This window comes from Frischella perrara, assembly GCF_000807275.1.
Taxonomy (GTDB): domain Bacteria; phylum Pseudomonadota; class Gammaproteobacteria; order Enterobacterales; family Orbaceae; genus Frischella; species Frischella perrara.
Genome location: NZ_CP009056.1, coordinates 1,626,615 through 1,644,646, shown reverse-complemented (window position 1 = coordinate 1,644,646; position 18,032 = coordinate 1,626,615). Strand labels below are relative to the sequence as shown.

The following is an 18,032-nucleotide window of genomic DNA, read 5'->3' as shown; positions in this document are numbered from 1 at the left end:
TAACCAAACAATTACTATTATTTGGTTGCTCTATTTTTTGTAATTATTAGTATCATAGGTCAATAGTGAAATTAATGAAAAATCAGGATATGCGGTTACAATTAGTCAAGTACGGGATTGGAGAAGGAGCAAGAATAGCAAAAATTACCGTGCAGTGCCTGATTTTGCCTTAGATGTTTTATTTAACTATTTATTCGATTCAAAAAGAAATTAACTTGTGCAAAACTTGCAAAGCAAGTTTCGCAAGGCAAAGCCGTCAAGTTACCTATGCTCTATTCACATTTTATCAAATTGAGTTATTTTTTATTATATCTTGATGGCCAAATAATTTCCGGCGGTATACCGATTGCTTGGGCAATAATACGTTCACCTTTTGGCCATTTTCTTTCAAGCGCATTTCTAAGTGTATCTTGCGCTAAACCCGCCTCAAGAGAAAGACTTCTCAATGATTTTTTTCTTTTCTTTATTGCAGCAATAATATCTGCTCTTTGCCAATCTTTATTCATGATATTTTTAATTTATAGTTGTGAATTTATATTTACGTGATATCAATTATCGATAACGATTATTTACACGTATTATCTTGGATGGGCACCAGAAATGGAAATCGTTTATAGCGATCAATTTGAGTGTTATTGATCGATTAAAACAATGATTTTTAAGGTATTCTTTACATAAATAGAAGTGTAGGAATAAAAGAATGAAATGCTTTAAAAGTATGTCCAATTAGGTATTGTTTTATAGAAAATTAATTTTCTTTAAAAGAAATGACGCCATATATCTCATAAATATCAAAGACAAAATGTATACAAATTTGATCTAAATTACAATTTAAATCATCATCATTGTGATACTATATACTGTACTGTATATAAAACTAATAATGATCAATTTATTTAAATAATGTTAGTTATAATATCAATTTTTCATGGGCACATTAGCGATCCTTTTAGGAAAATTTTCCTTAATTAACATTTCCTAAAATAAACAAGTTAAAAATTTTCACCCTTACCCAATTTTAACTTTTTGAATGTTACTTTCAGGGGCTATGTAGAGCATCCTTATATCAAATATATGTAAATTTTAACTTACCAAACTAGACTAAATAATCAAATAAGTATCTTCTTAGTTCTTTTATTTATCTTATTGAGTAATATTAACTAATTATGATCAATTAATGACGAAAATTTTTTTAATGATCTTAAAAATAAATATCCCTTCATCCCTAATACTCATAATCAATAATTATGATTATACATACTCTTTATAAAATTAACTTTTAGGTTAACAATTAATAAGATCAAGTTGATCCTGATGTGTATTATTCATTTGTTCCCACCAAATATTTTCTAATTAATGTAGAAACTTTCCATAATGCCATACTTACAATCTGAAAATTATAATCTCTATTCATAACGAGAAAACAAATATACTTTTTTATTTAATATATGACTATTAATCAAAGATAAAACAGAAGAAGTATCTGTCAAAGAATTCCAAAAAAATATTGGAGCCGATAGCTACAAGCAAAAATAAATCAATTTGAAAAACGAAGTGAAGATGCTGAAAAGCTAGCGGAAAAGCGAAGTAATGATTATATAAAATGGTTGAAATCAGAGCAGTTATTATTAGCATTAGATTTATATGACTCAAACGAGCTACTTGATGGTATTTAGTACAGTTTACAAGTCAATGTTTGTTTATATGGTGCGAGCCGTTCACCAGCAATAAGATAAATTTTTGATGAATGGTGGGGTGAAACTAAAATTACTCGTGCTAATTTATGTTACCGTACATATCTTTTTAATATTCAAAACGTGATAGATGTATTGTGGTTAGGAAATTCAATTAAACAGGAAACCCGCAAAAAATTGAACATAGGTTATCAAAGCGGGGATATGAAATTAAATGAAGTAATCAAAGATTATACTAAGGAAATAGTTAGTCATAATCCAAGCCCAATAGGTCCTTATTATGCTTATAATGATCATTATTTAGAGATCCGAGGCGGGATGTTTGAAAATTTTCGAGGCATAATTACATGGATCAGCATATTTTTACCTACTTATTTATCAGGTTATTTATGGGTAGGCATAGCATTACTTTTGTTGAATCATGAAACAACTAAAATTATTTCGAATACTTTTGTCATGGTTATTGCTTTAATTTTATTTTTAATTACATTTTATTTGTATATTCGCTATATCTGAGTACGTTTTAATCGAATCACACGACAAGTCTATATACAGCGTCCTAAATATTGTGGTGGCACAGCAGTATTCAAATGGGAACACATTATGCCCTCTAATTTTGGTGAAACAGGCTCGGATATGGGGGGGAACTAATATGGTTAATTTGCTTTCTTTTCATCCTTATAAATCCGGTTTCCCAGTAACTCAATCAATCGGGGTGGGTAAAAATACCTATAATCCTCAAGATTATAAAGATGAATGGGAATTTATACGTCGCTATATGGAAGAGGGACCAAATAACCTGCCTAAATTGCGCTTAAGTACCCATTTACCGATGCCATTACACGGTTTAAATGGTCATATAAGTCCAATGATTTATATAGCAAAAAAATAGCGGAAGTATAACTATATTATTAATGTTAATACCGGTTTTTTTAATTTTATTGCCAGTGTATACTGTGGATTACTTTATTTCTGAATGCTTGTGTTGGCAACCACGATGGTCAAAGGAGATAAAAGAAGCAGGTAAAGAGGGTAAACCCTTACCAAAGGAAACGACATTATCAGATTATCCGATAGAAGTACAAAAAGCGATATTAAATAATAGTCAAGAATGGGGCGTAATAGATGATGAGACGGGTCAATTTATTGATTACGGACAATATAAAAGACCTAAAAAAAGCAGATAGAAAACGAAAGATAAAATCAGAACTAAACAACTTTTAATTTTATTGAAGAAAAATATCCTTAGCTTTAATAATTATTATTTTTTGATCTTCTATTTGAAAAATTGGTAAGGATATGCATATTTGGCAATACTACAGTCAAAATTTGTTTTATCACATGATAATAAAGTGTATTTATTATTGTTTTTCATATAAACTTCATCAAGTAAAGTAAAATCAAAATCTTTTTCATTTAATTCAATTTCTGATTTAATAAAGCCAAATCTATAATTAGTTTTATCATTAAGTTTTATTGAAACAAAGTAATAAGGTGGGTGGTGTTCAATAATTTCGAAGTTTAATCCGCCATTATCGCATTCTTTATTCGGAGTAATAGGTAAAATTGCATAAGGGTGATTAAAATCATTATCATGATATAGTTCAATTGACCACCATTTTGAAGCTGGATTCAAATAAGCATTATTTAGTGCTTTTTTTAATAATTCTATAGGTTCATTGAAATATATTTTACCTTTTGTGAAAGGGATCCCCTGACTTGATGAAATCAAAATACAATAGTCGGGTTGTTTTGTTGAAGTAATTGTTAAAGTCTCAATATCCTTTCCGTTATAATATGAAATAGAATTAAAATTATTCACATCTAGTGTAATTTCATTATAAGCGAAAGCATCAATAGTATAAGAATATAAAAATAAAAGGAAAAATGCTGGATTGATTATCTTTATCATTAGAAGTTAATCTCTAATTTTTTGAGTTCTAGTTGCCATAAAATAAATATCTTAGGATTAAAAGTGATTGATATATTGATCCTTACTAAAATAACAGACAGTATTTATCTCTATAAAGGTCGGATCTGATTGATGATAATATACTGAAATTTATTTTAAAAAGAAATTAAAAAAACATTTAATCCTTTTCTTAGCAACACTATAATTAGTTCCTATTTTATGAACTTAAAGGTGGATTTGAAATTAATAATATATACAAGTTTATGAAAATAATTCTATTCTATCGTAATTAATAAAGTTTCATTAAACCCAACTTTTAGCAAAAATATAAACTATTATTTAACTTAATTCATTGATGCAATTTTAATTTAAATAAGGGATTAGCTTTAAGAAAAGTATTTTCAATCATTTAGCTTCTTTGATTTTAAAACATTAATATTTTTAACTACACCGATATATAAAATATCCTTGTTGAAATATTTTATTAGAGACATAAGTTGTTAACTTTATAACCAGTTTCGTAACGCTTCATCACTTTTATTATTTACTTTTCGTCGTTCGTTTTTTCATAATGAGATCCCTTTATTAAGTCAATTTATCTAGTAATCTCATTTGAATGATGGCCCTCATTTTGAGGGGATTATGCAATTCTTTCTCTTTTTATCCGATAGGAAAAAAGACAATTATCTTATTTTATAAAAAGACTTTATAAAATATCGACAAAATAACAAATTTACCCCTGAGAAAATGTACAAAAAGTAAGAGGAATAAAATTGAATTTTATCTTTCAATTTCAGATTCTCTTACATATAAAACATAAATACCAGAACAATAATAGTACTTACAAAACTACTTAAAAAAGCTGTGCTGGTGATAATTAATATTAACTTTTTGAAACTTACTTGTGAATCAAGTTGTTCAAAACAATCAAAAAATTATATTGAAAAGCTTATATATAACTAGTCATAATAGGAATAAAATCAGGGAAAATATATATTCAAATATGAAGCTATAGATCCTAATAATTGGTTATATAAATCACCATTCATTAATAGAAATATTTGTAATGGAATATACAATAAAAATAAAGCAAAGAGCTTGATATAGGCTCTAGTATTGAATTCATATCTTGAACAATAAAAAATATTCTTTTGACAAAAGAAATAAAATAATATTAACAAAATTCCTAAAGTTATTAAAAAATCAGAGCAAAAATAAAGAAAATGGTATAAATATAGATTATCCGAAAATGTGAATCTAATTTGCTTTAGAATAGTAGAAACAATTCTCCATGATTGCCATCTTAGAAGAGAAAAAACAAAACTCAATAAAATAATACTTTTCCAATTTTTAGAAACATCATGTATACAATATTTTTTACAACAAAATAGAGTTAAGATAAAAATGGTAAAATAAGTAAATAATGGACCAGAAGTTAAAACATAATAAAAAATGTAAAATTTATAAACATCTAAGAAGTGATCAAAATCAGGGTGATTAATAAAATTATTAAGATCAATAAGACTATCAGGTTTAATATTGTGAATAGGAAAATAAATTATACTTTGTAACTTCAAAATAATCCAAGAACAAATAGTAACAATTAAAGGTAATTTGAAATAAGATTGGTCTTTAAGCGTATTCATTATATATCTATTGTAATTATTATAACTAATATATTTATCATAACAGTTTTTTTAAATTAACGTAAAGTTATTTAATTCAAATTAATTAACTGATTTCAATTTTATTTAAAAAGAAATCGAAAGAAAATCTAATAATTACCAGTTTTTTATATATTTTTGTCAGGTTAAGTCTATCCATAATTTTTTTATGGACTATTACCATATGAAATTCATGCTAACCTAGTTTAATAAATGCTACTAATCTTTGCCGAAAAATGTACAGATACCTTATCTATCCATTAGTAAGCTATTAAACGTACGTGCTCCCTATAAGTAGGTAAGACAACTGATACTAAAAAGCACCGGCTATCATAAGTTAATCTTGGAACAAAGCAAAACCGATATGAATCAATAATATTCTGTTTGGTAGTATTTTTTTATTTATCAATTTTATAGTATTTCCAAAATATTGAAGAAATATCTTCATATTTGGCAAAAAATAAAAATTAAAAGATCAAATTTTGACTATAAATTGGGTAACTTTTGTTTCAAATTACTAAGACGCTTATCATAATCAACAATAACCTTAACTAATTGCTTTTTACTATTGTTAACTATGAGTTTTAACAATGCATGATATTAAAATATGAATATTTTTAACTACTCTGATATATTAAAATATCCGTGTTGAAATACTATATTAGAAACATAAATTGTTAACCTTATAAACGGCCTCATAACGATTAATCACTTTTATAATTTACTTTTGGTCGTTCGATTTTCATAATGAGATTCCTTTATTAAGTCAATTTATCTAGAAATCTCATTTGAATGATGGTACTCATTTTGGGGGATTATGCAATTCTTTGCCTTTTTATCCGATAGAAAAAAGACAATTATCTTATTTTATAAAAAGACTTTATAAAATATCGACAAAATAATAAAGAAAATAATAAATTTATCCCTGAGAAAATGTACAAAAAGTAGGAGGAATAAAATTGAATTTTATATTTCAATTTCAGATTCCCTGGCATATAAAGCATTAATAACAGACAAACAATAATAGTACTTACAAAACCACTCCAAAAAGCTGTTCTGATAATAATTAATATTAACTTTTTGAAACTTACTTGTGAATCAAGTTGTTCAAAACAATCAAAAACAATTATATTGAAAAGCTTATATAAAATTATCCATAAAAGAAGAATTGCCAATATAAATAATTGCATTACATTAATGCTGGATTCTAATAATTTATTAATTACATTAGTATTTAACAAAATAGCCTCTAAAGAAGCATAAGACAAAAAAAGACTAAATATTCGGATATGAATTTTCTTTAATGTTACAGGGTTAAAATCGACAGCTGATGGGGAAAAAGTAATAATTTTAAATAATATAATTAAAATACCTAAAACTGATATGACATTAAACCATTTTAGTATACTAAAACATATGGGAATGTCATCATAACTAATGATCTGAAAATTGCCAATTAATTGAGTAATTATAATTCTAAGAATATAGCCTTCTAGTGTTGAAAGATAATACCTAATCAGCATAAAAACGGCAATTAATAAACATATTGTTTTCCAATTTTTTGTTAAATCATATATACGATATTTTTGAAAAAAATACAAAGAGATCATATAAATCAACAGATAAAGATCTAGTGTGCCCAATGTTATGCGATAAATAAAAAACGTATCATATTCATGATTTGTTTCAATGTTAGAAAAATAGTTAATTAGTGAATATGCTGTCCAGATGCAATAACACATAAAAGTAAAAAATAAAGGCAGTTTAAAGTAAGATTGATTTTGATTATCCATTATATTCCTATATTAATTATAATTGTAAACTAATTAAATTATAGCCGACCTTCAACAATAACTGTAAAGAACCATTTAAATTATTTTTAATTGGTTAAATGTAAGGTCTTATATTTGCTAGTTATCTTTTTTATAAAATACTTTAATAAAAAAGTAACTTAATAAAAATGATAAAATTAAATTAATCCAAAAGTAAACTAATAAAATATTAGTCTTATAGGCAACAATTATATCTGTAAAACTTAAGTAGTCCGAAGAAAAATAAACTATCAAAAAAATACAAATTATAGCTGAGCTTGTCACAGCACTTGAAAAACATATTGCGATTAAAGTCAATATTAACTTTCCTAACTTTATTATAGAATCATCATGTTCTAAACTATTTTTAATTATTATGTTGAAAAGCTTATATAAAACTGGCCATAATAGAAATAAAATCGCTAAAAATATCAATGTAATTAAAAAATAAGATCTGAATAATTGTGTAAATAATTCATCATTTAATAAAAGAATTTGTAATGGAATATACGATAAAATTAAAGCAAAGAGCTTGATATAGGCTGTATTATCCAAGTCATATATTGAACGATAAAAAATATTAATTCGAGAAAAGAAATAAAATAATGTAAATAAAATTACTATATTTATTAAAATATCCAAGCAAAAATTAGAAAAATAGTTTAAATATAGATTATCTGCTAATATGATTCTAATTTGATTATTAATATCATAAACAAACTGCATTGATGCCCATTTTAGAAGAGAAAAAACAAAACTCAATAAAATAATTCTTTTCCAATTTTTAGAAACATCATGTATACAATATTTTTGACAACAATATAGAGTTAAGATAAAAATGATAAAAAAGGAGGACAAAGATTGAAAAGTAGAATTATAAATAATTAAAGTTACAAAAAAATCAAAGTAATCAAAATTATCAAGATTAATAAAAAATGAAAATGTTCTAATTAACGTTAAAATACCCCAAGAACAAATAGTGACAATTAAAGGTAATTTGAAATAAGATTGATCATTATGCGTATTCATTATGTTTCTATTATAATTGTTATAACTAATATATTTATCATAACAGTTTTTTTTAATTAAAGTGAAGCCCTTTATTAAGATTAATTAACTAATTCCAATTTTATTTAAGAAGAAATCGATAGGATATCTAACAATTACCAGTTTTTTATAGATTTTTGCCAGATTAAATCTATTTATAATTTTTTTACGGACTATTATCATATGAAACTCCTGCAAAACTGGTTTAATGAAAATACTTACTAATCCATGCCGAAAAAATATACCGATGCCTTAGCTATTTATTAGTAAGCTAGTAAACGTACGTGACTCTCTATAAGTGGGTAAGATAACTGGCACTAAATAACACCGGCCATCATAAGTGAATCACGGAACAAAGCAACTCCGATATGAGTCAATATTACAACTTGTTGAATATTCTGTTTGGTAGTATTTTTTAATTTATCAATTTTATAGTATTTCCAAAATATTGAAGAAATACCTTCATATTTAGCAAAGATAATTTTGTAATGATATACATCAAATAGTCGATAATTTGTATCACAAATAGTGTTAGTTTTATAACAATAGTTTTCATTAGTTTAGATAAATTGAGGGAATAACCGTAAATTTACTTACAAAGTCATTTCAATTTCAAAATATAAATAAACAGATAACATCAAAAAGATTCATTTTATTAATTAGTTACGAAAGTTAACTGTCTTCAAAAATCATTTTTTGTTTTTAACAAATCTTATAAAAACCTTGTTTGCATAACCTAAACCGATTATCTATAATTTTAGTTAACCATAAGAAAAATAAAACAATATAAAGAAGAATAAAAATTATGATAAAAATTAAAAGATCAAATTTAGACTATAAATTGAGTAACTTTTGTTTCAAATTACTAAGACGCCTATCATTATCAACAATAATCTTAACCAATTGCTTTATACTATTGTTAACTACGAGTATTAACAATGCAAATGCACTAGTTATTACTACTAAAAATACAATTCAGGGCAGTCTGCCTTATTTTTCAATTGATTCTGGTAAAAATAAGATGCAAGATACTGAGTCCTTGTTATCAATTAAATTATCAAATGGAAAAGTTATAAAAAGAATTGATGATACATCAAGCGAACTTAATCCTATAGAATTACCTTATTTTGAAACATTTCAAGGCATCAAAACTATAGTGCCTTTGGGCAACCCTAACTATCCAAAGATCGATTTGGCGGAACTAAAAAATTATAAATTCTTTTTTGATGATGACGGAGATAAATATGCAGATGCTGAAGGAAAGGTTGAAGTAAAATGGGAGAGAAAAGTTAGTGATAATAATTATACTGACATCACAGAGATGGTTAAAAAACAACCTAATCAGCATTTAAACTATTGTCATAGACCATACAGGTTAACTATAACATTAACAAAAGGTTATTTAAAAACTAATTCTGGTTTACCAAACCAAACTAATTTTGAAAATGCAAGTCACAGCTTTTATATCACACCAAAAGAGGGAATCGATAATAAGTGTGACTCTCAGCCTTAATTTATTATTGGATATGTTTCATTAATATTTGATTTAGAAAGTAATATAGCGAATGTATAATGATGCATCATAGTGATAAGTGATTTTTTAAAATATCATGGATATAGCATTCTATTTAAATATACTATTAGATGGCAAGTTTAAAAACTTCTCTAATCCTAGTGTTATCACTATGATATTTAACAGAAATAATCAGTGGACTTAAAATAGTGCATATAATAGAAACTGAGACAACACTATTTTATAGTGTAAAAATCACTAATTAAAACAAGATATTATCGTATATTTAAAGACATTATTTTTGACGATTTACGATATTAAAATATCGAAATAACGAAAAAGGACGCTTAACGAATCTATTCGAGAACAAATTACGGATTGATTTTTTTGGTGTCTCTAATAATTCAATAATCCATTCTCCTTCGATCATAAATTCAAAAGAAAGGGTATTTTTCGAGCGAATAATTAAATCTGTAAATAAACCTGGACTGTATTGTTGAGATATTATTGCTTGATCAACAATAAGATTTCGTTGTGTATCCATTAAATAAATATTTAGGATTTCTTCAAATGGGCAATCACAGGTAACAAAGAGTAAGATATAACGTTCATTAAATGAAAGTGCTGCCTCTAAGTAAACGCCCTCTATATGAACCATGCTGTCGTGACCATTAATTATTACTTTATTATGATTGAGTTTTACATTAGATAATTCTTTAATCATTGAAAAGTTTTATTTTGATTTATTATTAATGAATACACGGGTACATTATAGCTTAAAAATAAACTTGTCAAAATAATCAAAATATTGATGTTCTTCTCTTGGCTATTAACAAAACACTTTTTATAACAATTATTTATGTTATTCATCATAACTATATGAATAACATAAATAATAAAAAATATAATTATTGTTATGATATGAATTGTAGTTAAACAATTTTAAATTTGATAGTCATAGAATGAGAATACTTCACATATCAGACTAACATTTAGAATAATCTCTTTAGTACCATAAGCAATTACGATGAAATTACTTATTTTTTCGTGACAAGTAGTTTTCCCCATATTGATTAGCCGCAATTAAGGCTGCATAAACATCTTTAGGTTGAATGTTACCTGGCATATTTTTCATAGTATCATTGTCGGAACAAGATTCATTTGCTACTTTCTGCATTTTCTTTTCAATATCGGTAGTAACACCAATTTGCGATAATGAGATTGGCAACCCAAGATCATAACAAAAACTAACAATTTGTTCTAATTCCTCATCACTAGCATTTTCTAAAATAAGCTGTGTTAATACACCAAATGCGACTTTTTCACCATGTAAATATTTATGTGTTTCGTCAAGTGTTGTTAAACCATTATGCACAGCGTGAGCTGCAGCTAAACCACCACTTTCAAAGCCGACACCACTAAGATAAGTATTAGCCTCTACAATTCTTTCAACTGCTGGTGTTACCACTTTATTTTGCACGGCGATCATCGCTTTTCTACCTTCTGCCATTAAAGTATCAAAGCAGAATTTAGCTAAACTTAAAGCAGTTGCAGAGGCCAATTCTCCAGCCATAGTTTTTGCTCCGCTTCGATGACATGCACGAGCTTCAAACCATGTGGCCAATGCATCACCCATTCCAGCCGCTAATAACCGACTAGGTGCATTAGCAACAATTTGGGTATCAATGAGAACAATATCGGCATTGTTTGGTAAAAATAAATAGGAATCAAATATACCATCGTCAGTATATAAAACTGAAAGTGCTGCACAAGGTGCATCTGTTGAAGCAACGGTTGGGCTTAATACGATAGGATATTTAGCATAAAAACCAACTGCTTTTGCTGTATCAAGTGTCTTACCGCCACCTATACCTAAAATAGCTAAACAATGATTTTCTATGGCTAGCTGCATCACTCGTTTAACTTCTGTTTGACAACATTCTCCACCAAATTCAACTATGATATAGCTGATGTTGTGTGATGAAAGATTGTGTTCTAATCTATCTTTAATCAATGGTAAAACAAAAGGGTCAACTAAAATAACAAACTTGTTTGCTACTGGTGACAGATATTTGGCAATATCATCATAAACCCCAGCCCCCTGTATATATTTGCTCGGTGATTGAATAGCTACAACACTCATAATTTTTCCCTATTATTAAAAATAATATTAAAAATTTATATTGAATTTAAATCCAATAGCCTTAATTAGGTTAATTGACGTTCCATATATTAAATAAATATATTAGAAAGACAGTGTTCCATAAGCCTTAACCCAATCGTCTTCAAATTTATCAATTGCAGCTTCAACAGCAGGATCAGCTAGGAATAACTCAGCAACATCAATAGGTAAGGTAATAGATTTACATCCACTTAATAAACAATCTAAAGCTTGTCTTGGGGTTCGAAAGCTAGCAGCTAAGATCATTGAAGAGGGCGCATGTAGATCTAATAAGGTTTGTAATTCATTTACTACATCTATTCCGCTTCCGCTTTGGGCATCAATACGATTGACATAAGGTGCGATATATTTTGCGCCAGCTAAAGCGGCTAATAAACCTTGACCTGCGCCGTAAACTGCAGTCCCTAATGTTGGAACACCTTGTTTAGTTAATTCTTTAATGGCAATAAGTCCTTCTGGTGTAACAGGAATTTTAGTAACAATTGATGGAATTTTACTGCGTAATTTTTCAGATTCTTTAATCATGTCTTTAGCATTATTACCAATAGTTTGTGCAAAAAGCTGCCCATCGGGACCAATAATATCTTGCAATGCTAACAATACGTCAAAAATAGGTTTACCTGATTTAACAATAATACTTGGGTTAGTGGTTACGCCTTTGATAGGGAATATAGGGGCAAGTCGTTTTACGGCTGTAACATCAGCGGTATCTAAGTAAAGTTCCATAGTGTTTCCTCATTTATTTACGTTTGAAATGTATTTTACTTACAAAAGGAAATAATTCTACCTTTTTTTAATATTTATTTATCAGATATTGATCTAAGATCACATAATTGAGAATACATTCTTTTGCTCTGATTAAAAGCAAAAGAATGCAAGTAGTGTTGTATGGCTTTAAGCCTTATGAAATAAATGGCGTTTACTATTACTCAAGAAGAGTATAAAAGACTAAGTAATTGTCACTAATTAATTTTGTCGCAACTACCATTGCAAAAACAACTCCAAAAGTAATACCTAAACCGGTCAAAAGAATAAATGAATCTAAAAATTATAGGGTGGTAACAATATGTCTTTTATTGGCTATCTAATTAATGAGTTTTTCCTTGTTAAGATACTTATATTAAATTCTAAATAGCTTACAAATACTTTCAAACGAAAAAATAATTCGTATGTGAATGGTTAATTAATTATTAAAGATTATTTTGATGTAAGAAAACAAATTAAGTAATGATATTAATGAAAGATCATTGAAATATGAAATGCAAGGTAAAATAAGTTGTTTATTATAGATGCCAAGTTTTTATAAAAAACAGGCACTATAAATGAGTATATGAGGAAATAAGATTAAATCTTGTGAACAATAATGCCTTTATTTTTTAATGATTTTTCCATATTTGAGTTAATGTCACTATCAGTAATTACTTGTTTAATCTTATCGGAATCAATAGTATAGGGATAAACAAGACCAAATTTTGAAGAATCGGAAATAACGAAATTTTCAGCACCTTTATTTAGTACAGCATTAATTACTTCAGCACGCATCATGTCTCGGCCAGTAAAACCAAAATCAGGATTATAACCATCAATACCTAAAAAGGTTTTATTAAAATGGGTTTGATTAATACAAGTTCTTGTTAAAGGACCTATAACGCTTTCACTTTTAGCTTGTAATAATCCACCAAATAGTATGACATCAAATGGAGCATCTCGTAGTAAGGTGGCAATATAAGTACAAACAGTAATAACAACAATTTCGCCTTTAAAATTAAGTAACTCACGAGCTAATAATGAGTTAGTACTTCCACCTTCGATAAATACTGAATCACCTTCGTTAATTAGACTGAGTGAATATTTCGCTAATTTTTGTTTTAAAGAAAAATTGACATCCATTCTTTCACTCATAGAATCTCGATCGAGAATTTCAGCAAAACCATGTGTGCGTTTTACATAGTTTTGCTGTTCTAGAATGGATAAATCATTACGAATGGTAACCAATGATACCTTTGTTAATTCGGATAATTCATTGACACTAATCTTTTTTTTATTATTAATCAATTCTAGGATTATTTGATGACGCTTATTCATATACACTATCAAGTTAATTTAAATGATTAATATCATAACCAAATTTAACTAAATAGGTAAGGTTAATTATTAATATTTGATAATTCCGGCTGATCAACTTCAGATAGTTTTATTTTTTTCTGGCAAGCTAAAGTAAATAGAAAGCCAATTAAAAATCCGGTAATAATAGCCAATAAAAAGCCATAAAATGCAACACCCATAAATACAGGGAGTGTTACAAGTCCAGAGAAAGCGAATGACATAGCCGAATTAGCAAAATACCCCGTCATTGCATGCAAACAAGCATCACTATCAAAATATACTCCGATCATTGTTTTTTTAGTAGTAAATTCACTGTATATATTGCAGGCATCAATAATGCCAAATAAAGCTGATATTCCAGACGGTCATTTCATCGAAAAAAGTTTGTCCATCTAAGTTTGGATCAGTAGGTACTTTATTTTTAAAGATTAACTTTTTATTACTGTCAAAAAGCCCATAAGCTGTTTTAGTGCCACCTACATCAATACCAATTGTATAATTATTCATATTATCCCTCATGTTGTACTGTTTTTTCTGATTAAAACATAAATAAATTTCGATCGAAATATTAAATGGTTACATAAGAATATTTAATTTTTAGAAATGTGATCGGCCTCTTAGTTTTGATTTTTGTACATGAAAATGTGATTTACATCACAGACACTTTCTTTCGAAAGTTATTACTATATAGAAAAAATATTGGGGTAGGTTATGATCTTTAATTTACAGCGATATTCCACACATGATGGACCTGGAATTCGAACAGTTGTCTTTTTAAAAGGGTGCTCTTTAGGGTGTTTTTGGTGCCAAAACCCAGAAAGTCAATCCGCTAAACAAGAAATTCTGTTTGATGAAAGGCTCTGCATAAATGATTGCGATCTTTGTTCTGCATCTTGCCCAAATTTAATTAATAAATCAAATGGACACATTCAGATTAATCGAAAAGAATTTGAGCAAGCCGATTATAAAAAAGTACAAAATATTTGTCCAAGCTTAGCGTTAACTGTCTGTGGTGAATCATTATCTGTACAAGAAGTGATGCAAACTATCAATAAGGATAGTCCATTTTATCAACGTACAGGTGGTGGGATAACACTGTCTGGCGGTGAACCTTTTATGCAACCTAATTTAAGCCAAGAAATTCTCTCTGCTTGCAAACAACAAGGCTATCACACCGCCGTTGAAACTTGTTTGCATGTGCCTTGGAAGAACATTGAAGCGTCATTGCCGTATTTAGATCTTTTCTTGGCCGATTTAAAACATACTGACGAGTCTATTTTTTATGCATGGACTAAAGGTTCAGCTAAACGTATTCTAAAAAACTTCCAATACTTAGCTAAATCTAATAAAAAAATTATTATCAGAGTGCCATTAATTCAGGGATTTAATGCTGATGAAAAATCAATAAAAAGTATTGTTGATTTTGTTGCGAGTGAAATCCCGACTGATGAGATTCATTTTTTACCTTATCACACCTTAGGTATTAATAAATATAAGATGCTTGATCTGCCTTACTATGCACCTAAAGAGCCACTTAATGATACAAATATTATAGATTTTGCGACTAACTATGCCAAACAAAAGCAATTAACTGCTGTTTTACGAGGATAACCAAGGAGATCCCTATGTCTGATCTAGACCTTACTACAGTTACACAACGGATTAAAGCACATAAAAATGCATTAATCCATATTATTAAACCACCAATTTGTGTTGAACGCGCTGAGCATTATACCGAATCTTATCAAGAACATTTAGCACAACCCGTCGTATTGCGTCGTGCATATGCATTAGCCAATCATCTAAATAAAAAAACAATTTGGATAAAACACGACGAATTAATTGTTGGTAACCAAGCGAGCGCACCGAGAGCTGCGCCAATATTTCCGGAATACACTGTTGGCTGGGTTGAAAAAGAAATCGATGTATTAGGTGATCGTCCTGGTGCAGGATTTGAAGTCACTGACCATGACAAAGAAGTTCTTCATCGCGTTTGTCCTTGGTGGCACGGTCAAACTGTACTTGATCGCTGTTATGCATTATTCAGTGATGAACACAAATCATTACTTGATACAGTTATGATCAAAGCCGAAGGAAATATGAACTCTGGTGATGCTCATCTTGCCGTTAATTTCCCATTTATTTTGGAAAAAGGGATTGATGGAATTATTGACAAAATTAAAGAACGTCGTAGTCGAATTAATACTACAGATTTTGACGATTTCCATAAAGATCACTTTTTAAAAGCATCTGAAATCTCAATGCAAGCCATGAGTAAATATATTGAACGTTATGCCGAATTAGCGTGTGAAATGGCTACTAAAGAAGAACGTTCGTGGCGTAAAGATGAGTTATTACAAATAGCTAAAAACTGTGATGTTATCGCTCATAAACCACCGCAAACATTTTGGCAAGCTATTCAGTTATGCTATTTTGTTATGTTATTGTTACAAATCGAATCAAATGGTCACTCTGTATCATTTGGTCGCATGGACCAATATCTTTCTTCATGGTACGAAAAAGATGTTGAACAAGATAAAACTTTATCTCGCGAAGCAGCCATTGAGTTATTACACAGTTGTTGGTTGAAACTGTTAGAAGTCAATAAAATCCGTTCAGGCTCACACTCTAAAAGCTCAGCCGGTAGTCCGATGTACCAGAACGTGACGATTGGTGGTCAAAAGCTGGTAGATGATGTCGCTGTTGATGCAGTTAACTCATTATCTTATGCTATTTTAGAGTCTTGTGGACGATTAAAATCAACTCAACCTAATTTAAGTGTACGCTATCATGCTGGAATGAGTGATGACTTTTTAGATGCTTGCGTACAAGTTATTCGTTGTGGTTTTGGTATGCCAGCGTTTAATAATGACGAAATCGTTATTCCTGAATTTATTAAACTCGGTGTAGAACGTGAGGACGCTTACCAATATTCTGCTATCGGCTGTATTGAAACTGCGGTACCAGGTAAATGGGGTTATCGTTGTACAGGGATGAGCTTTATTAACTTTGCTCGTGTTGCATTAGCAACCTTAGAAGGTGGTAAAGATGCAACCAGTGGCGTTGTTTACTTACCGCAAGAACAAGCACTCAGTAAAAATAACTTCAAAAGTTTTGATGAAGTCAAAGCCCAATGGGATAAACAAATTCGTTATTACACACGAAAATCGATCGAAATTGAGTATGTGATTGATACTATCTTAGAAGAAAATGCGCATGACATTATTTGCTCAGTATTAGTTGATGATTGTATTGAACGTGGTAAAACACTTAAAGCGGGCGGTGCTAAATACGATTGGGTATCAGGCTTACAAGTAGGACTTGCAAATACTACCAATAGCTTAGAAGCAGTTAAAAAATTGATTTTTGATGAACATATCATCAAACAATCTGATTTAGCTAAAGCATTAGCTGAAAACTTTGAAGGTTCTGCGGGCGAACAATTACGTCAACGTCTACTCAATAATGCCCCGAAATACGGTAATGATAACGATGAAGTGGATTATCTTTTAGCTGAACTATACAACTACTATATTGATGAATTAAAAAATTATCGTAACCCTCGTTATGGTCGTGGTCCAATTGGTGGTACATATTATGCGGGAACGTCTTCTATTTCTGCCAATGTCCCATTTGGTGCACAAACTGCAGCAACACCTGATGGACGTAAAGCATGGACACCATTAGCAGAAGGTGCTAGCCCATCATCTGGTACTGATACTTTAGGACCAACAGCAGTATTTAACTCATTAGGTAAATTACCAACGGATAAGATTCTTGGTGGCGTGCTTTTAAACCAAAAACTCAATCCATCAACTTTAGATAATCCGCGTGATAAGTTAAAACTCATGATGATGTTAAGAACATTCTTTGAAGTTCATAAAGGATGGCATGTTCAATATAACGTTGTTTCGCGTGATACCTTACTTGCAGCGAAAGCACATCCGGATCAGTATCGTGATTTAGTTGTACGTGTTGCTGGATATTCGGCATTCTTCACCGCACTATCACCTGATACACAAGATGATATTATTGCCCGAACAGAGCATGTTATTTAAACCATTAATTGTTATTTAAAACATTAATTACGCAGTAATAATTAT

General features: G+C 29.1%; 15 protein-coding genes. 6 read left to right on the top strand and 9 right to left on the bottom strand.

The window, feature by feature from the left end:
* Positions 1-296: 296 nt before the first annotated feature.
* Entirely contained in the window at positions 297-506 is a 210-nt protein-coding gene (locus FPB0191_RS07175) for a helix-turn-helix domain-containing protein (RefSeq protein ID WP_039104982.1), read from the bottom strand.
* A gap of 1,392 nt (positions 507-1,898) precedes the next feature.
* On the opposite strand from FPB0191_RS07175, the gene FPB0191_RS07170 reads away from it, so the two are divergent.
* The 3 genes from FPB0191_RS07170 (at position 1,899) to FPB0191_RS11745 (ending at position 2,881) form a co-directional block, all read left to right on the top strand.
* Positions 1,899-2,210, top strand: a complete 312-nt coding sequence (locus tag FPB0191_RS07170; RefSeq protein ID WP_146202373.1) for a hypothetical protein — start codon at positions 1,899-1,901, stop codon at positions 2,208-2,210.
* Positions 2,211-2,346: 136 nt separating this feature from the next.
* A complete protein-coding gene (locus FPB0191_RS11750; protein ID WP_052236853.1) occupies positions 2,347-2,586 on the top strand; it encodes a hypothetical protein in 240 nt (79 codons plus the stop codon).
* A gap of 64 nt (positions 2,587-2,650) precedes the next feature.
* Positions 2,651-2,881: a hypothetical protein gene (locus FPB0191_RS11745; RefSeq protein WP_146202372.1), complete on the top strand. Its 231-nt coding sequence runs from the start codon at positions 2,651-2,653 to the stop codon at positions 2,879-2,881.
* An 89-nt stretch (positions 2,882-2,970) separates the two neighbouring features.
* Here the strand turns inward: FPB0191_RS11745 and FPB0191_RS07160 are convergent, their stop codons facing one another.
* Both FPB0191_RS07160 and FPB0191_RS07145 read right to left on the bottom strand, forming a co-directional pair.
* Positions 2,971-3,606, bottom strand: coding sequence for a hypothetical protein (locus tag FPB0191_RS07160; RefSeq protein WP_039104978.1), 636 nt, complete (start codon positions 3,604-3,606; stop codon positions 2,971-2,973).
* A 3,574-nt stretch (positions 3,607-7,180) separates the two neighbouring features.
* Complete coding sequence (locus tag FPB0191_RS07145; RefSeq protein ID WP_039104974.1) at positions 7,181-8,110, bottom strand: hypothetical protein; 930 nt, start codon at positions 8,108-8,110, stop codon at positions 7,181-7,183.
* A gap of 823 nt (positions 8,111-8,933) precedes the next feature.
* On the opposite strand from FPB0191_RS07145, the gene FPB0191_RS07140 reads away from it, so the two are divergent.
* Positions 8,934-9,641, top strand: coding sequence for a hypothetical protein (locus tag FPB0191_RS07140; protein ID WP_039104973.1), 708 nt, complete (start codon positions 8,934-8,936; stop codon positions 9,639-9,641).
* Positions 9,642-9,936: 295 nt separating this feature from the next.
* Here FPB0191_RS07140 and FPB0191_RS07135 read toward each other — a convergent pair whose 3' ends face one another.
* The 6 genes from FPB0191_RS07135 to FPB0191_RS12180 form a co-directional block, all read right to left on the bottom strand.
* Positions 9,937-10,365, bottom strand: a complete 429-nt coding sequence (locus FPB0191_RS07135; protein WP_162485166.1) for a hypothetical protein — start codon at positions 10,363-10,365, stop codon at positions 9,937-9,939.
* A gap of 309 nt (positions 10,366-10,674) precedes the next feature.
* The gene (locus tag FPB0191_RS07130) at positions 10,675-11,784 is read right to left on the bottom strand and encodes a glycerol dehydrogenase (protein WP_039104970.1); all 1,110 of its coding nucleotides are present in this window, start codon (positions 11,782-11,784) and stop codon (positions 10,675-10,677) included.
* 102 nt (positions 11,785-11,886) lie between these two features.
* Entirely contained in the window at positions 11,887-12,549 is a 663-nt protein-coding gene (gene fsa, locus FPB0191_RS07125) for a fructose-6-phosphate aldolase (protein ID WP_039104968.1), read from the bottom strand.
* Positions 12,550-13,167: 618 nt separating this feature from the next.
* Positions 13,168-13,908 carry a DeoR/GlpR family DNA-binding transcription regulator gene (locus FPB0191_RS07120; RefSeq protein ID WP_039104967.1) on the bottom strand — a complete coding sequence of 247 codons (741 nt, stop codon included), beginning with the start codon at positions 13,906-13,908 and terminating at the stop codon, positions 13,168-13,170.
* 62 nt (positions 13,909-13,970) lie between these two features.
* Positions 13,971-14,219: a hypothetical protein gene (locus tag FPB0191_RS07115; RefSeq protein WP_039104965.1), complete on the bottom strand. Its 249-nt coding sequence runs from the start codon at positions 14,217-14,219 to the stop codon at positions 13,971-13,973.
* A gap of 40 nt (positions 14,220-14,259) precedes the next feature.
* Complete coding sequence (locus FPB0191_RS12180; protein WP_146202366.1) at positions 14,260-14,436, bottom strand: ROK family protein; 177 nt, start codon at positions 14,434-14,436, stop codon at positions 14,260-14,262.
* Positions 14,437-14,640: 204 nt separating this feature from the next.
* Between FPB0191_RS12180 and FPB0191_RS07110 the strand changes: the two genes are divergently transcribed.
* Positions 14,641-15,540 carry a glycyl-radical enzyme activating protein gene (locus tag FPB0191_RS07110; protein ID WP_039104963.1) on the top strand — a complete coding sequence of 300 codons (900 nt, stop codon included), beginning with the start codon at positions 14,641-14,643 and terminating at the stop codon, positions 15,538-15,540.
* 14 nt (positions 15,541-15,554) lie between these two features.
* Positions 15,555-17,987, top strand: coding sequence for a formate C-acetyltransferase/glycerol dehydratase family glycyl radical enzyme (locus tag FPB0191_RS07105; RefSeq protein WP_039104961.1), 2,433 nt, complete (start codon positions 15,555-15,557; stop codon positions 17,985-17,987).
* Positions 17,988-18,032 lie beyond the last annotated feature (45 nt).

Bases quoted from the DNA above. Each gene is read 5' to 3' on its own strand.
- FPB0191_RS11750 (WP_052236853.1), top strand. From the start codon at position 2,347: ATGGTTAATTTGCTTTCTTTTCATCCTTATAAATCCGGTTTCCCAGTA.
- FPB0191_RS07120 (WP_039104967.1), bottom strand. From the start codon at position 13,908: ATGAATAAGCGTCATCAAATAATCCTAGAATTGATTAATAATAAAAAA.
- FPB0191_RS07105 (WP_039104961.1), top strand. From the start codon at position 15,555: ATGTCTGATCTAGACCTTACTACAGTTACACAACGGATTAAAGCACAT.
- FPB0191_RS07170 (WP_146202373.1), top strand. From the start codon at position 1,899: ATGAAATTAAATGAAGTAATCAAAGATTATACTAAGGAAATAGTTAGT.
- fsa (WP_039104968.1), bottom strand. From the start codon at position 12,549: ATGGAACTTTACTTAGATACCGCTGATGTTACAGCCGTAAAACGACTT.
- FPB0191_RS07145 (WP_039104974.1), bottom strand. From the start codon at position 8,110: ATGAATACGCATAATGATCAATCTTATTTCAAATTACCTTTAATTGTC.
- FPB0191_RS07160 (WP_039104978.1), bottom strand. From the start codon at position 3,606: ATGATAAAGATAATCAATCCAGCATTTTTCCTTTTATTTTTATATTCT.
- FPB0191_RS07115 (WP_039104965.1), bottom strand. From the start codon at position 14,219: ATGATCGGAGTATATTTTGATAGTGATGCTTGTTTGCATGCAATGACG.
- FPB0191_RS07140 (WP_039104973.1), top strand. From the start codon at position 8,934: ATGATAAAAATTAAAAGATCAAATTTAGACTATAAATTGAGTAACTTT.
- FPB0191_RS12180 (WP_146202366.1), bottom strand. From the start codon at position 14,436: ATGAATAATTATACAATTGGTATTGATGTAGGTGGCACTAAAACAGCT.
- FPB0191_RS07110 (WP_039104963.1), top strand. From the start codon at position 14,641: ATGATCTTTAATTTACAGCGATATTCCACACATGATGGACCTGGAATT.
- FPB0191_RS07135 (WP_162485166.1), bottom strand. From the start codon at position 10,365: ATGATTAAAGAATTATCTAATGTAAAACTCAATCATAATAAAGTAATA.
- FPB0191_RS07130 (WP_039104970.1), bottom strand. From the start codon at position 11,784: ATGAGTGTTGTAGCTATTCAATCACCGAGCAAATATATACAGGGGGCT.
- FPB0191_RS07175 (WP_039104982.1), bottom strand. From the start codon at position 506: ATGAATAAAGATTGGCAAAGAGCAGATATTATTGCTGCAATAAAGAAA.